The sequence below is a fragment of the Paenibacillus sp. FSL W8-1187 genome (genome assembly GCF_037965485.1).
GTDB lineage: Bacteria > Bacillota > Bacilli > Paenibacillales > Paenibacillaceae > Paenibacillus_O > Paenibacillus_O pasadenensis.
The window spans coordinates 5,138,141-5,152,109 of the sequence record NZ_CP150181.1; the positions used below are offsets into that span (position 1 = coordinate 5,138,141).

A 13,969-nucleotide genomic window follows, 5' to 3' on the forward strand; every position below is an offset into this window, starting at 1 on the left:
CCATCAGTTGCGGCCTCCGCCCATGCCGCCGGCGAAGCCGCCTCCGCCGCCCATGCCGCCCGGCATGCCGCCGCCGAATCCGGCCGCTCCGCCGCCGAAGCCTCCTCCTGCGCCGAAGCCGCCCTGCTGCGTGGATTGCCCGGTCGAGCCGCCGACCGTGCCGGTCGGCAACGGCACGAGCACCGAGTCGCCCGCGGACAGGCCGGAGACGATCTGCGCATAGTCCTCGCTGATGAGGCCGACCTCGACCTCCTGCAGCTGGCCGCCGAGCGCCATTCGATTGGCGCGATTGCTGCCGGACTGGCCGGCCGCCGTTCCAGACTGGCCTGCCGCTCCGACTTGCCCTGCCGATCCAGCTTGCCCTGCCGCCCCAGGCTGGCCTGCCGCTCCGGCTTGTCCTGCCGCTCCGGTCCCCGTCTGTCCTTGGCCGCTTCCGGCCGGACGCTCGCCGCGCTGCCCCTGCCACTGGCCCTGGCCTTGGCCTTGGCCTTGGCCGGAAGCGCCGTCGGCTCCAGCAGCTCCGGCGCCGCCCGCGGCCGCATCCGTTCCGCTCGCCGGCACGCGCACATACGATTTGCCGGCCATCGTCACGACGGCGTCCACCGGGACGAGCACGGCGTTGTCCGCCGATTCCGTCACGATCTTGACCGAGCCGGACATGCCGGCCAGCACGCCGTCCAGACGGGTCATGCGGATCGTCACCGGGTACGAGGCGACGCCGTTGCTGGACGTCCCTGCGCGGGCGATTTCCGTGATCTCGCCCTCGAACGTCTCGTCCGGCAGCGCGTTCAGCACGATTTCCGCCGGCTGGCCAGCCTTCAGCTTCGGCACGTCCAGCTCATCCGCGCTCATCGTGAACGTCAGCTCGCTGTAGTCGGTCAGCGTCACCGCCTCGACGCTGCCGTTCACCTCCTGGCCGGCTTCGACCGCGACCGACGTCACCGTGCCCGCTGCAGGAGCGACGACCTTGCCGTCGGCATTTTGCTCCGCCTGCAAGTCGGCGATGTCCGCTGCGAGCTGCTCGAGCGACAGCTTGGCGCTGTCGATCTGCAGCATCAGCTCGTCCTGCTTGTCCTCGTCGCCCTCTTGCCAATACTGGATTTTCAGCTGCTGCAGCGACAGCTCCTGCTTGGACTGCTCCAGCTGCTTCTGGCGAATGCTCAGCGCATTGTCCTTCTTTTCAAAGGTCAGCAGCGTCTGGCCGGCCTTCACCTCGTCGCCTTCCTGGACGAGCACCTTCTCCACGGTGCCTTGGCGGCCCGTGCGCACGACGGTCGGATCGGCCGCCGCCACCGTGCCGCTACCCGATACGCTCGTCTCGATGCTGCCCTGCGTCGCCTGCACGGTGCGGGCTGTCGCCGCTGCCGCGGCGGGTGCCTGATCCTGAGAGCGATAGGCATAATAGGCGTAGCCTCCGCCCGCCAGAATGAGCACTCCAAGCACAACCATCCATTTTCTCACTTCGCCACTCCTCCCCTTCCTCACACGGGGAAGCGTAGCATAGGCAAATGAACCGAAAATGAACGTAAAAAAAGAGCCCCGGCAACCGGCGCTCCACTCCCTTTATCTCTGTCGGCCTTCACGCGCCGCGCCTGCGAGAGGCGCTGCTCGGCGGCCGCTAAACGAAACGGTCAAGCCAGCGTCGCTTCCACGTCCTCGATCGCCACTTCCTGCTCGGCCTTGTAGCTGTCTTCCTCCGATGCGGCCGCCGCGGCGACCTGAACTTCTTCGGTCTCGGCCGGCTCGCGCAGCGACGGAAGAACGATCGGCTCGAGTAGCTCCTGAGCGGGCTCGACCGGCTCCGTGCGGCGGATGTCCGCGCCGAGCGCGGCCAGCTTGCCGGCGATGTCGACGTAGCCGCGGTCCACGTGATGCAAGCCGCCGACCTCCGTCTCGCCGTCGGCGACGAGTCCGGCGCAGATGAGCGCCGCTCCGGCGCGCAGGTCGGTCGCCGTCACCTTGGCGCCGTACAGCGGCACGCCGCCGGTGATGATGGCCGATCGGCCTTCCACCTTGATGTTGGCGTTCATTTTGCGGAATTCGTCCACATGCATGAAGCGGTTCTCGAACACCGTCTCCGTGACGACCGACGTGCCCTCGGATACGAGCAGCAGCGCCATCATCTGCGACTGCATGTCGGTCGGGAAGCCCGGATGCGGGAGCGTCTTGACGTCGACGCCGCGCAGCGGGCGGCCGGCGGTGACGCGGATGCCCGTATCTTCTTCGGTCAGCTGGACGCCCATCTCCTGCAGCTTGGCGATGACCGGCCCCAGATGGTCGCTGATCGCGCCTTCGACAAAGACGTCGCCGCCGGTGATCGCCGCGGCGATCAGGAACGTGCCGGCCTCCACGCGGTCCGGAATGACGTGATGGCGAGCGCCGACGAGCTTCTCGACGCCTTCGATGCGGATCATGCCCGTGCCGGCGCCGCGCACGCGCGCGCCCATCGCATTGAGGTAGTTCGCGAGATCGACGATCTCGGGCTCCTTGGCGGCATTTTCCAGCGTTGTCGTGCCCTCGGCGAGAGCCGCCGCCATCATGATGTTTTCCGTCGCGCCTACGCTGGCGACGTCGAGGTAGATCTTGGCGCCTTTCAGGCGGTCCGGCGCGGATGCTTCGACAAAGCCCTGACCGATCGTGATTTCCGCCCCCATCGCTTCAAAGCCCTTGAGATGCTGGTCGATCGGACGCGTGCCGATGGCGCAGCCGCCGGGCATCGAGATGCGGACCTTGCCGAGCCGGGCAAGCAGCGGACCCATGACGAGGAACGAAGCCCTCATCTTGCTGACCCATTCGTACGGAGCTTCGCAGGAGGTCAGCCGTTCGGCCGAGATCGTCATGCAGTCTTCTCCGATGACCGCTGTTGCGCCGAGCGTCTCCAGCACCTGGCGGATCGTCAGGACATCATCGAGGAGGGGAACGTCGCAAATGACGCTTTCTCCTTCCGTGGCGAGTAGGGAGGCGGCCAGAATCGGCAGCACCGCATTTTTAGCTCCGTGGACGCGCACCGTTCCTTCCAGCCTGCGGCCTCCTCTAACGACAATTTTGCTCATATACCGTTCCCTCCGGACGCTGCATTTTCTTCATGCGTTTCTTCTATTTGAATCAGGATTGAAGTTCGATTCGAGTGACGGGCGTTGCTGATTCCTCATTGGGATTCAGAGGGAATTCCGGTTAAAAGGACGAGTATAACCCAGAATACCACAGACCATATTAACACTCGTCTACAGAAATCGACAAGGTTTAATTTGCAGCGGGCCGTTCTTGGCTCCTTCCGGAGAAGAAGATCGAAATTTGTCTGCTGCAGCTTATAGCATTCGGGAGCCGCTTTTCTTTTCGGACCGTGTTTTGAGCTTAGTGTCTGCAATCGCTCCCCGGCTTATGCGAAGAGCGGAGCTGGCAAGCGCTCCGGCCTAGATCAGCTTGAGCATGTTCGTCCAGGACCAGTAATCGAGGATGAAGCGCGCGAACTGATGGCCGAGGATGACGGCGAGCACCGCGATCAGCACGCGCGCCCTTGGACCGCGCGGATGCTTGAACCAAGTGTCGAGCTTCAGCTCCTGCAGCAGATACCAGGCCAGCAGGATGCTGAGGATCGTGACGAGGATGGAGAACAGGCCGACGAGCCCGAGCGAGGTGAACGCCTCTCTGATTCCCTGATTGCTGTTCATTTAATAACCCCGATTCCATACCGATAAACGGTAAAATATGCATCTTGACAAATCGATCGACATTGCAATAACCCCTGCTGCCCTTCGCAGCAGGAATCTGTCGTTCCGCCAGGCGCTCCATCGGATCGGCTCCCTATAGTCATCGGCAGCAGGGCAGCCTTCCTGAAGCGCTTGGCCGGCTCCCCGCGCCTCCGCGCCCGGCGGGCTCAGCTCCGCTCGATCGACAGCGTGTAATAGCCTTCGGGCGGCGCATAGGGAAGCTCCGCGGCATCCCAGACGCGCACATAATAAGTGCCTGGAGAGACGCGGATCGAAGCGGAGGCCTCCGCGGCACCTTCCCCTGCCTCGTCGACCGCCGTCTCCGGCGATCCGGCGCGGCGGTAGGCGAAGGCCGGGTCCATCCGCATCGTGCCGGGCTCGAGCTGAAGGCGGAGCCTGCCCTCCTTTTGAACCTGGATCTTGTACCAGTCGGAGTCGCCCGTTTCGTGGAAGGTCGCCTTCACCGTCTGGCTGCGGTCCGGAAGCGCGGTCGCCTCCTCGGCGCTGCCGTTCGGCTCCCCGTCGTCCGGACGCATGGAAAATACGCTGCTCAGCAAATAAGGAGCCGCTTTTTCCATGCCGGCGCCTTGCAGCTGGATGCGCAGCCGGTTCGCTCCTTTCTTGACGCGCCAGACGAGCACGTTGTTGCTGGCGGCAAGTTTTTTTTCAACCGTGCCCCCGTCCTGCTCCAGCAGAACGTCGAGCGGCGCCGGAGCGGCGTCCGGAGAGAGAAGCTGCTGCAGCCGCAGCTTGACGCTGCCGTCATGCGGACAGTCGAGGACGTACCAGTCGCGATCCCCGCCCCCCGCCAGCTCCGCGGACAGCTGCTTGCCGAGCGGCAGCGCCGCCGCCAGCGCGCGGGTATCGTTCGGCTCATGCGGATCGGCCTTGTACTTGCCGCCAAGCGACTGGTCCATCCGCAGCAGTCCGTAGCCGGTCGCACGATCGAAGCCGGCCGGCAGCGTATCCTTCGTCGTCTGGCGCAGGAACGAGCGGATCTCGTAAGGCTTGAGCGCCGGGTATTTGCTCCACAGCAGGGCGGCCGCCGCGGCCGCCTGCGGAGCGGCCATGGACGTGCCTTCCTCGTAGCGGTACCCGCCGCCCAGCTGCGCCGTAAAGACGCGCCACGCCCCGGCGACGTCGATCTCGCTGCCGCGGCTCGAGCGCCTTTCCGGAGCTCCGTCCGCAGCGACGCCTCCGACAGCGAGCACGGTCGGGTAGGCGGCCGGATATTTGACCGTCGTCTTGCCGCCGAACCGCTGCATGTCGTTGCCGGCCGCCGCGACGAGCAGCACGCCCGTCCGCTCCGCGCGATTGACGATATCGGCCATATAGGGCGAAGAATGATACAGCCCGACGGACAGCACGACGATGCGAGCTCCTTTGTCCAGCGCCTTGCGGATGCCCTCGCCGAGCCCGCGCTCCTCCGCGTAGCCGTTCTCGTCGAGCGCCTTCACCGGCAGCAGCTTCGCTTGCGGCAGCAGCGCCGCTACGACGCCAGCCACGCTCGTGCCGTGGCCGTTGTCGTCTTGCGGCGGCTTGCCCGGCTGCAGCAGGTTGACGCCCGGCAGCAGGCGCCCTTTCAAGGCCGGATGCTGCAGATCGACGCCCGTATCGACGATCGCGACCGTCAGACCGCTCGACTGCTTCCTGGCGGACTGGACCTCAAGCGCTCCGATCTGACGAAGATAGGCCTGCTGCTCCTTTTGCGCGGCCGCTGCCGGACTTGCTCCCGCCGGTCCCGTCGCCGCCGCTTCCGCCGGGGATGCGCTCCGCGCGCTTAGCACCCGAACCGGTTCGTTCGGGTGCGCGGGCCCCGCGCCGAGCACGGACGTCAGGAAGACGGCGGACGCCACGGCGGCCAGCCGCTTGCGGCGAAGCGTCGCCGCGAGGATATGCCATCTATTCATGAGCCTCAAATCCTTTGCTCTGTATCTATCCTATGACGAAGCCGCGCTTCTATCCCTTCCGCCGGAAACCGGGAATTCCACTCTCTACTCATTCGCTTTCGCACAGCCGATTTCCTCTTCTCCGGTCGCTTTCCGCTCGCCCGCAGACAGCGGCAAGGCCCGGACGAAACGAAACAAGCCCCTGCGCGCGGGGGCGCAGGGGCTTCATCGTTCGGCTGCCGGGAAACGGATCAGCCGAGGAATTTCTCCAGCATCCAGCGATGCTTGTCGAGCTGCTCGACCATGCCCGTCAGAATGTCGGCCGTCGCGGCATCGTCTTCTTTTTCCGCCGCTTCCGCCGCCTCCTTCATCTCCGAGGCGATCGTCGCGAAGTCGTCGATGACGGCGCGCACCATCGCGTCCGCATCTTCTTTTTCCGTCGCTTCCTTGATCGCGGACTGCGACAGCATGCCCTTCATCGTCGAGACCGGCTTGCCGCCGATCGCGATCAGGCGCTCCGCCGCTTCGTCGAACATGAGCGTCACGGCGTTGTACAGCTCCTCGAATTTGACATGCAGCGTATAGAAGTTCGGTCCGGTCACGTTCCAGTGGAACGAGTGAAGCTTCATATAAAGGACGCCGAGCGTGGCGACTTGCTTGTTCAGCGCCTCCTGCGTCTTGACGTTTGCTTTTGCGGCGCGGCTTGCGGATGAAGTAGCCATTGTCGTTTTCCCCTTTCTCGCTTTGGCAATCAGGCTTGCTTGCGGAGAAGCATCTACGGTTTCTTTACCCTTGTCCGCGAACAAACAAACAGCGCGGCCCATCTCTTTCAGGTTGCGCTTGCGCGCGCTCCCTTATGCGGCCCGAGCCCTTTTTCTGTCATCGCGCCATTCGCACAATTCTCCCCCGCCCGCCCTTCATAAGGTAAGGGGAGGTGACCCGCATGCCATCCGTCAAGAAGTATGTCAAACGATATAAATCCCGCGCTCTCTGGGGCAAGCTGCGGGTCAGCCGCATGCTGAAAAAGGATCCGGCGACGGCTGGACTTGTTCCGGCCGCGAAGCCTTTCTCGCTCGAGCGGCTGACTCAAATGGCCTCCCGCTACGAAATGCTCTATATCAAGCCGAATATCGGCTCGCTCGGCATGGGCGTCCATCGCCTGCGCCGCACCGCGTCCGGAGACTACGAGCTCGCCTCCGTCCTGTCGCGCAAGCAGACCACGCGCAGCTTTCGCACGATCGACGCCGTCTATCGGCATCTGAAGCGGCGGAAGTCGGGCAAGAAGCTGCTCATCCAGCGCGGCATACCGCTCGATCAAGTCGAAGGCAGGCCCTATGATCTGCGCGCGATGGTGCAGCGACGGCCGAAAGGCCCCTGGACCTGCACCGCCTTCACGGCCAAGATCGCCTCTCCTTCGAAGATCGTGACGAATGTCCATCAAGGCGCGAAGCTCGTCATGCTGTCCAGCCTGTGGGAGATGCAAGGACTGCCGGCCTCCGCCGCCAGGGCCAACACCGACCTGATCGAGCGCAAGGCGCTCGCGGTCAGCCGCTCGCTGTCTCGCCGCTACAAGGGCATGCATGAAATGGGCATCGACTTCGCCATCGACCGCAGCAAGAAGCTGTGGGTGCTCGAGGTCAATACGAACCATCCCCAGTTCAGACCGGTGAAAAAGCTCGACCGGGCCGCCTACAATCGAATGGCGAGCTTCGCCCGCAGCTATGGCCGCTACGACGACTAGCCGTTTCGGCTGCGACCGGCGGCATTCTTGACCGTGCTTGCTCGCGGCCGGCCCCGTTTTCCTGCTTCCTCTTCTATTGCCCCAGCCCTAGCTTCTGCGTCCGAACCAGCCCTTCAGCAGCCCTTTGCCGGCTGCTGCTTTTGTTTCGGCGAGCATGTCGCCGGAAGGCGCCAGCTCCTCTCCCGCGAGCAAGGCCCGGGCATTCCCTTCGAAATAAAGCCGCGCCGGCCTCCCGAGCCTGGTCTCCAGCAGCGAGTACGCATCGGCGAGCTTGAACCCGCGCCGGCGGGCATGATGGGCATCGGACGAGACGAGGTGGATCAGTCCGTTCCGCACGAGCGACCACGCGCCTTTTTCGAACGTCTTGCCGTAAAGGCCCAGAAGGGAATGCGTCGTCACCTGCGTCCATGCTCCGAGCGCGATCAGCTCCTCCAGCTTGCGCGGCTCGCGCAGCGCCTCGAGGTTCCGCTCGGGATGGGCGATGACCGGACGGATGCCGAGCAGCGTCAGCTCGTAGACGAGCTCGAGCATCTCGGCAGGCATCTCCTCGGCCGGCATCTCCAGCAGCAGATAAGGCGTGCCTGCCAGCGTCAGCAGCTCGCCTGCCTCCAAGTGGTCGAGCAGCTCGCCGTGGACGCGAATCTCCTGTCCGGGATGCAGGCGCAAAGGCAGCCCATGCGCCTCTAAAACCGCCTGGGACTCTTGCAGGAGCTCCTTCACGCGGGAGGCTGGATTCCAGTAGACGCCGTTGGCATGATGAGGGGTCGCGATCACGTCGGTAATGCCTTCCTCCACTGCGGCCTCCGCCAGCTCCAGCAAATGCTCCCGGTGACGCGCACCGTCATCGATGCCGGGCAGGATGTGCGTATGGATGTCGATCATCGGTTCATGCCCCTCTTTCCCATGAATTGGCTCCCTATTCATTCAACCCTAGACGATCGTCATCCTGCCTAGGCTTCATTTTTCGAAATTCGATTTCTATTCACAGGATATTCACAGGGTTATCCTCAATAAAAGGAGGGATGCGAACAACTTATCCACATATCCACTCGTTATTCACATTCCACTCCCATTCCATCCCCATGACCATTCGTTTATCCCCAGATTCCGTTCGATCGACGGCATGAAAAAAAAGCCCGGTCTCCTTGAACGGAGACTGGGCTTTAAATCGATCCGGAGCATCAGCCGCGCAGGCTGATCCGGTTCATCGCACGCTGCAAAGCCATTTCGGCGCGGCGGAAATCCACCTCGTCCTTGCGGCCGCGGAGACGATCCTCGGCGCGCTTTTTGGCCAGCTGGGCACGGTCGAGGTCGATCTCATCCGGAAGCTCGGCGCTTTCGGCGAGAATGACGACCTTTTCATGACGGATTTCGGCGAAGCCGCCGCTGACGGCGATCTTCTCCTCTTTGCCGCCGATCTTCGCCACGACGGCGGCGATCTTCAGCGGGGTTACCGTCGGGACGTGATGAGGCAGGATGCCCATCTCGCCCTCGACGCCGCGAAGAATGACCATATTGACGTCCTTGGCATAGACCGTCCGCTCAGGCGTTACAATTTCAAGCAGTAAGGTGCTCATACGATCCCTCCATCCGCCGAGGATTAAACCTCTTGAGCGAGTTTCTTCGCCTTGGCAACGGCGTCTTCGATCGTTCCGACGTTGTGGAAGGCCGGCTCAGGAAGATCGTCATGCTTGCCTTCAAGAATTTCCTTGAAGCCGCGAACCGTATCCTGAATCCGTACCGAGAGGCCCGGAATGCCGTTGAACGCCGCGGCAACGTGAAGCGGCTGCGACAGGAACAATTGGACGCGACGGGCGCGAAGGACGACGAGCTTGTCTTCCTCGGAGAGCTCGTCCATGCCGAGGATGGCGATGATGTCGAGCAGCTCTTTGTAGCGCTGAAGAAGCTTCTTCACGCTTTGAGCCACTTGATAGTGCTCTTCGCCGACGATTTCCGGCGTCAGGACGCGCGAGGACGAAGCCAGCGGGTCGACGGCCGGGAAGATGCCCATGGCGGCGATGTTGCGCTCCAGGTTGGTCGTCGAGTCCAAGTGGGCGAACGCCGTCGCAGGAGCCGGGTCGGTGTAGTCATCGGCAGGCACGTAGATCGCCTGGATCGACGTGACGGAGCCGTTTTTGGTCGAAGTGATGCGCTCTTGAAGCTGGCCCATCTCGGTTGCCAGCGTCGGCTGGTAGCCTACCGCGGACGGCATGCGGCCGAGCAGGGCGGATACTTCGGAGCCCGCTTGCGTGAAGCGGAAGATGTTGTCGACGAACAGAAGCACGTCGCGGTTCTCTTGATCGCGGAAGTACTCCGCCATCGTCAGGCCTGTCAGGGCTACGCGCAGACGCGCGCCTGGAGGCTCATTCATCTGGCCGAATACCATCGCCGTCTTTTCAATGACGCCGGAGTCGCTCATCTCGTGGTACAGGTCATTGCCTTCACGAGTACGCTCGCCGACGCCGGCGAAGACGGAGATGCCGCCGTGCTCGGATGCGATGTTGTGGATAAGCTCCTGCATCGTAACGGTCTTGCCGACGCCCGCGCCGCCGAACAGGCCGACTTTGCCGCCTTTGGCGTACGGAGCCATCAGGTCGATGACCTTGATGCCGGTTTCCAGAATTTCCTGCTGGGTGGAGAGCTCTTCGAATGCCGGTGCCTGACGGTGGATCGGCAGCGCTACGCTACGGTCCACATCGCCGTTGCCGTCGATCGGATCGCCGACGACGCTGAAGACGCGGCCGAGCGTGGCCGGTCCAACCGGAACCGTGATCGGAGCTCCGGTATCGATGGCAGCCGTTCCGCGCACGAGGCCGTCCGTGGAGGACATGGCGACACAGCGGACCGTGTTGTTCCCGAGGTGGGTGGCCACTTCGAGAGTCAGCTTCACGTCCTGCTCGGAAGCGCTCTGAGCTTTTTGTTCAATCTTAATGGCGTTCAAGATTTCAGGCAGATGGCCGTTGTCGAACTCAACGTCGACGACCGGCCCCAGTACCTGGACAACGCGACCGTTGCTCATGGGGGTCCCTCCTGTAGTAAAGATAGTTGCATGTCTATGCGGCGAGCAGGCCGCAGCCTGCTCCAAATCGGCTGTTTCTTATTGCTGGGCGCTGGCGCCGCCGACAATCTCGGCGATCTCTTGGGTGATCGCGGCCTGACGGGCGCGGTTGTAGGAGAGCGTAAGCTCGCCGATGAGCTTCGTCGCGTTTTTCGTCGCGTTGCCCATTGCCGTCATCCGGGCGCCGAACTCGCTCGCCTTGCCTTCGAGGATCGCGCTGTACACGACCGTCTCGGCATATTTCGGCAGCAGGACGCTGAGCACGGACTCCGCGTCCGGCTCGTATTCGTACTGCGCCGCAGCGCCGGTGAACTCGTCGGAGCTCAGCGGAAGCAGCTTCTTCATCGTCGGAACCTGGGAGATGGCATTGAGGAAACGGTTGTAGACGATATAGACCTCGTCGTAGCGTCCATCCTCGAAGCCCTGCACCGCTTTGTAAGCGACCGGCTTGATGTCCCCATATTTCGGAGAGTCCGAGATGCCCGTCACTTCCTCGGCGATGTTGATGCCCCGGCGATTCAGATAGGCGCTGCCTTTGCGGCCGACGACGAGAACTTCGTACTCGTCCTTGGACCGGTGCTTGTCGGCGATCGTGCCCATCAGCTTGCGCAGTACGTTGATGTTGTAGCCGCCCGCGAGACCGCGGTCCGACGTGATGATCAGGTAAGCGGTGCGCTTCACTTCGCGAGTCTGCAGCATAGGATGCCGGATGCTGCCTGCGCCAGCGGCGATGCTGGAGACGACTTCACGGATCTTGTCGGTGTATGGACGAGCCGATAATGCCGCCTCCTGCGCGCGGCGAAGCTTCGCCGCAGCGACCATTTCCATCGCTTTGGTGATCTGCTTCATATTCTGCTTGCTCTTGAGCGAGCGCTTGATCTCCCGCATGCCTTTTGCCATTGGTAGTCACCACCTTACTTATCGGTCCATGTCCGAGCCCGGACATGGACCGGCATCATCGTTCCTAGCTATTAGACCGAGCGGGAGAAGCCTTTCTTGAACTCCTGGATGGACGCTGCAAGAGCCTTCTCGTTGTCGGGGTTGAGGTCTTTCGTATCGCGGATGGACGCCAGGATTTCCGGCTTGTTGGCATCCATGAAGCTGAGCAGCTCGCCTTCGAAGCGGCGGACGTCCTGAACCGGAATGTCGTCCACGAGGCCGCGCGTGACCGTGTACAGCGACACGACCTGGCGCTCCAGAGGCATAGGCTGGTTGATGCCTTGCTTCAGGATTTCCAGTGTGCGTTCGCCGCGGTCCAGACGGGATTTCGTGACTTTGTCCAGATCGGAGCCGAATTGGGCGAATGCCGCCAGCTCGCGGTACTGGGCGAGGTCAAGCTTGAGCGTGCCGGCAACCTTTTTCATCGCCTTGGTCTGGGCGGAGGAGCCTACGCGGGATACCGAGTTGCCGACGTTGACCGCCGGACGCTGGCCGGAGTAGAACAGGTCCGACTCCAGGAAGATCTGGCCGTCCGTGATGGAGATGACGTTTGTCGGGATATAGGCGGAGATGTCGCCCGCTTGGGTCTCGATGAACGGCAGCGCCGTCAGGGAACCGCCGCCGAGCTCGTCGTTCAGCTTGGCCGCGCGCTCCAGCAGGCGGGAGTGCAGGTAGAAGACGTCGCCCGGGTAAGCCTCGCGGCCCGGCGGACGGCGGAGCAGCAGGGACAGCTCGCGGTAAGCGGCGGCTTGCTTGGACAGGTCATCGTAGATGACGAGGACATGCTTGCCGTTGTACATGAAGTACTCGCCCATGGAGCAGCCCGTGTACGGAGCGATGTAGAGCATCGGGGACGGCTCGGATGCGCTCGCCGTAACGACGATCGTGTAGTCCAGCGCGCCTTGGCGGCGGAGGGACTCGACGACCGTACGGACGGTCGATTGCTTTTGGCCGATAGCCACGTAGATGCAGATGACGCCGTTTCCTTTTTGGTTGACGATCGTATCGATCGCGATTTGCGTTTTGCCCGTTTGGCGGTCGCCGATGATGAGCTCGCGCTGGCCGCGTCCGATCGGGATCATCGCGTCGATCGCCTTGATGCCGGTCTGCATCGGCTCAAAGACGGACTTACGAGCCATGACGCCAGGAGCCGGCGATTCGACCGGACGAGTCGCCGTCGTAGCGATCGGTCCGTTGCCGTCGAGCGGCTGGCCCAGCGCGTTGACGACGCGGCCCAGAAGCGCTTCGCCTACCGGCACTTCCATGATGCGGCCGGTACGCTTTACCGTGTCGCCTTCGCGGATGTCCGTGTAAGGTCCGAGGATGACGACGCCGACGTTGCTTTCCTCGAGGTTGAGTGCCATGCCCACGACGCCGTTCGCGAACTCGAGAAGTTCGCCCGCCATCGCGTTTTCCAGGCCGTGGACGCGCGCAATGCCGTCGCCGACTTGAATGACCGTGCCGACTTCCTCTACTTGGATGTCGGATTTATATTGTTCGATCTGCTGCTTGATCAGCGTGCTGATTTCATCAGGTCTGATGCTCAACTTCTTCACCCCTGTCTACAGTGCTTGGGAATTCATTTGCTTGCTCAGCCGCTCCAGCTTGCCGGAGAGAGAGCCATCGTAAATCTTGTCGCCGATGCGCACCTTCACGCCGCCGATCAGGGATGGATCTACGACCTGCTCGCCGATGATCCGGCTGCCCGACAGGGAGCTGAACTGCTGAACGACTTTGGAAAGCTCAACCGCCGACAGCGGGAGGGCCGTATAGATCGTGGCGCGCGATTCGCCGGATGCCTTGTCCGCGATCCGGCTGTAGGCCGCATACACCTCGCCGATGGCCGCGTAGCGGCCGCGCTCGATGAGCAGCGTGACGATATTCAGAACAATAGAGGACACGCGGTCCCCGATCGCTTTTTTGACGAGCTCCGTTTTCTCGGAGGCTTCGATGCCTGGAGTGCCGAGGAAGCGCAGCACGTCCGCGTCGCCGTTCAGCGCCTCGGAGACAAGCTGCAGCTGCTGGCGCACCTCGGAAACGATCCCTTGAGTGCCCGCGACTTCGTACAGCGCCTGCGCATATCTTTTCGCGATGACGTTGTCGCGGCTCATTTGCTGCTGACTTCTTTCAGATAGCGATCAACGATCTGCTCTTGCGATTTCTCGTCGATCTGCTTCTCCACGATCTTGGAAGCGATCGCGACGGAGATGCTGCCTACTTCGCTGCGCAGGGAAGCGATGGCCTTGTTCTTCTCGCTCTCGATGTCGCGCACGGCCTCTTCCTTGAGGCGGGCCGCTTCGGCACGGGCGGTGTCGACGATGCCGTCGGCCTGCTTCGTGCTGGTGATGCGGGCTTTCTCGATGATCTCGTTCGCTTCCTGGCGGGCTTGCGCCAGCGCTTGCTTCTGCGCTTCCATTTCGGCGGAAGCTTCCTTGCGGCTGTTCTCCGCAGCGTTCATCTGCTCAAGCACCATCTGGCGGCGCTGCTCCATGATGGAGAACAACGGTTTGAAAGCGTATCGGTTCAGAAGCCAGTAAAGAATGAGAAACGCCACGATCGCGTATACAAAAGACGTCCATTTCCAATCCATAACGGCACTCCTTTCACATGCATTTCACACTCAATTAAAACG

General features: G+C 62.6%; 13 protein-coding genes. 1 reads left to right on the forward strand and 12 read right to left on the reverse strand.

What is annotated here, in order from left to right; genetic code table 11:
* Positions 1–3: 3 nt before the first annotated feature.
* The 5 genes from NYE40_RS22185 to NYE40_RS22205 all read right to left on the reverse strand — a co-directional run bounded on the left by NYE40_RS22185 (position 4) and on the right by NYE40_RS22205 (position 6,321).
* Positions 4–1,461: an efflux RND transporter periplasmic adaptor subunit gene (locus NYE40_RS22185; RefSeq protein WP_127464416.1), complete on the reverse strand. Its 1,458-nt coding sequence runs from the start codon at positions 1,459–1,461 to the stop codon at positions 4–6.
* Positions 1,462–1,631: 170 nt separating this feature from the next.
* Positions 1,632–3,053: a UDP-N-acetylglucosamine 1-carboxyvinyltransferase gene (murA, locus tag NYE40_RS22190; protein ID WP_028598976.1), complete on the reverse strand. Its 1,422-nt coding sequence runs from the start codon at positions 3,051–3,053 to the stop codon at positions 1,632–1,634.
* Between the two features lie 360 nt (positions 3,054–3,413).
* Entirely contained in the window at positions 3,414–3,671 is a 258-nt protein-coding gene (locus NYE40_RS22195) for a DUF1146 domain-containing protein (protein WP_028598975.1), read from the reverse strand.
* A gap of 206 nt (positions 3,672–3,877) precedes the next feature.
* The gene (locus tag NYE40_RS22200; protein WP_052333247.1) at positions 3,878–5,620 is read right to left on the reverse strand and encodes a S8 family serine peptidase; all 1,743 of its coding nucleotides are present in this window, start codon (positions 5,618–5,620) and stop codon (positions 3,878–3,880) included.
* 230 nt (positions 5,621–5,850) lie between these two features.
* The gene (locus NYE40_RS22205) at positions 5,851–6,321 is read right to left on the reverse strand and encodes a Dps family protein (RefSeq protein ID WP_028598974.1); all 471 of its coding nucleotides are present in this window, start codon (positions 6,319–6,321) and stop codon (positions 5,851–5,853) included.
* A 221-nt stretch (positions 6,322–6,542) separates the two neighbouring features.
* On the opposite strand from NYE40_RS22205, the gene NYE40_RS22210 reads away from it, so the two are divergent.
* A complete protein-coding gene (locus NYE40_RS22210) occupies positions 6,543–7,340 on the forward strand; it encodes a YheC/YheD family protein (protein WP_043111315.1) in 798 nt (265 codons plus the stop codon).
* 87 nt (positions 7,341–7,427) lie between these two features.
* Here the strand turns inward: NYE40_RS22210 and NYE40_RS22215 are convergent, their stop codons facing one another.
* The 7 genes from NYE40_RS22215 to atpF all read right to left on the reverse strand — a co-directional run bounded on the left by NYE40_RS22215 (position 7,428) and on the right by atpF (position 13,927).
* Positions 7,428–8,222, reverse strand: a complete 795-nt coding sequence (locus tag NYE40_RS22215; protein ID WP_028598972.1) for a CpsB/CapC family capsule biosynthesis tyrosine phosphatase — start codon at positions 8,220–8,222, stop codon at positions 7,428–7,430.
* Between the two features lie 299 nt (positions 8,223–8,521).
* Positions 8,522–8,917, reverse strand: coding sequence for a F0F1 ATP synthase subunit epsilon (locus NYE40_RS22220; RefSeq protein ID WP_028598971.1), 396 nt, complete (start codon positions 8,915–8,917; stop codon positions 8,522–8,524).
* A gap of 23 nt (positions 8,918–8,940) precedes the next feature.
* On the reverse strand, positions 8,941–10,359 hold the full coding sequence (gene atpD / locus NYE40_RS22225) for a F0F1 ATP synthase subunit beta (RefSeq protein ID WP_028598970.1): 1,419 nt from the start codon (positions 10,357–10,359) through the stop codon (positions 8,941–8,943).
* A 78-nt stretch (positions 10,360–10,437) separates the two neighbouring features.
* Entirely contained in the window at positions 10,438–11,298 is an 861-nt protein-coding gene (atpG, locus tag NYE40_RS22230) for an ATP synthase F1 subunit gamma (protein ID WP_028598969.1), read from the reverse strand.
* Between the two features lie 71 nt (positions 11,299–11,369).
* Positions 11,370–12,884 (reverse strand): F0F1 ATP synthase subunit alpha, encoded by a 1,515-nt coding sequence (atpA, locus tag NYE40_RS22235; RefSeq protein ID WP_028598968.1) that lies wholly within the window; start codon positions 12,882–12,884, stop codon positions 11,370–11,372.
* A gap of 15 nt (positions 12,885–12,899) precedes the next feature.
* Positions 12,900–13,448 (reverse strand): F0F1 ATP synthase subunit delta, encoded by a 549-nt coding sequence (locus NYE40_RS22240; protein WP_101807619.1) that lies wholly within the window; start codon positions 13,446–13,448, stop codon positions 12,900–12,902.
* Complete coding sequence (gene atpF, locus NYE40_RS22245; protein WP_101807618.1) at positions 13,445–13,927, reverse strand: F0F1 ATP synthase subunit B; 483 nt, start codon at positions 13,925–13,927, stop codon at positions 13,445–13,447. The genes NYE40_RS22240 and atpF overlap by 4 nt, the downstream gene beginning before the upstream one ends.
* Positions 13,928–13,969 lie beyond the last annotated feature (42 nt).

What these genes read in the sequence shown, in the direction of transcription:
- murA (WP_028598976.1), bottom strand. Translation starts at nt 3,053, where the DNA reads ATGAGCAAAATTGTCGTTAGAGGAGGCCGCAGGCTGGAAGGAACGGTG.
- NYE40_RS22195 (WP_028598975.1), bottom strand. Translation starts at nt 3,671, where the DNA reads ATGAACAGCAATCAGGGAATCAGAGAGGCGTTCACCTCGCTCGGGCTC.
- NYE40_RS22200 (WP_052333247.1), bottom strand. Translation starts at nt 5,620, where the DNA reads ATGAATAGATGGCATATCCTCGCGGCGACGCTTCGCCGCAAGCGGCTG.
- NYE40_RS22205 (WP_028598974.1), bottom strand. Translation starts at nt 6,321, where the DNA reads ATGGCTACTTCATCCGCAAGCCGCGCCGCAAAAGCAAACGTCAAGACG.
- NYE40_RS22210 (WP_043111315.1), top strand. Translation starts at nt 6,543, where the DNA reads ATGCCATCCGTCAAGAAGTATGTCAAACGATATAAATCCCGCGCTCTC.
- NYE40_RS22215 (WP_028598972.1), bottom strand. Translation starts at nt 8,222, where the DNA reads ATGATCGACATCCATACGCACATCCTGCCCGGCATCGATGACGGTGCG.
- NYE40_RS22220 (WP_028598971.1), bottom strand. Translation starts at nt 8,917, where the DNA reads ATGAGCACCTTACTGCTTGAAATTGTAACGCCTGAGCGGACGGTCTAT.
- atpD (WP_028598970.1), bottom strand. Translation starts at nt 10,359, where the DNA reads ATGAGCAACGGTCGCGTTGTCCAGGTACTGGGGCCGGTCGTCGACGTT.
- atpG (WP_028598969.1), bottom strand. Translation starts at nt 11,298, where the DNA reads ATGGCAAAAGGCATGCGGGAGATCAAGCGCTCGCTCAAGAGCAAGCAG.
- NYE40_RS22240 (WP_101807619.1), bottom strand. Translation starts at nt 13,448, where the DNA reads ATGAGCCGCGACAACGTCATCGCGAAAAGATATGCGCAGGCGCTGTAC.
- atpF (WP_101807618.1), bottom strand. Translation starts at nt 13,927, where the DNA reads ATGGATTGGAAATGGACGTCTTTTGTATACGCGATCGTGGCGTTTCTC.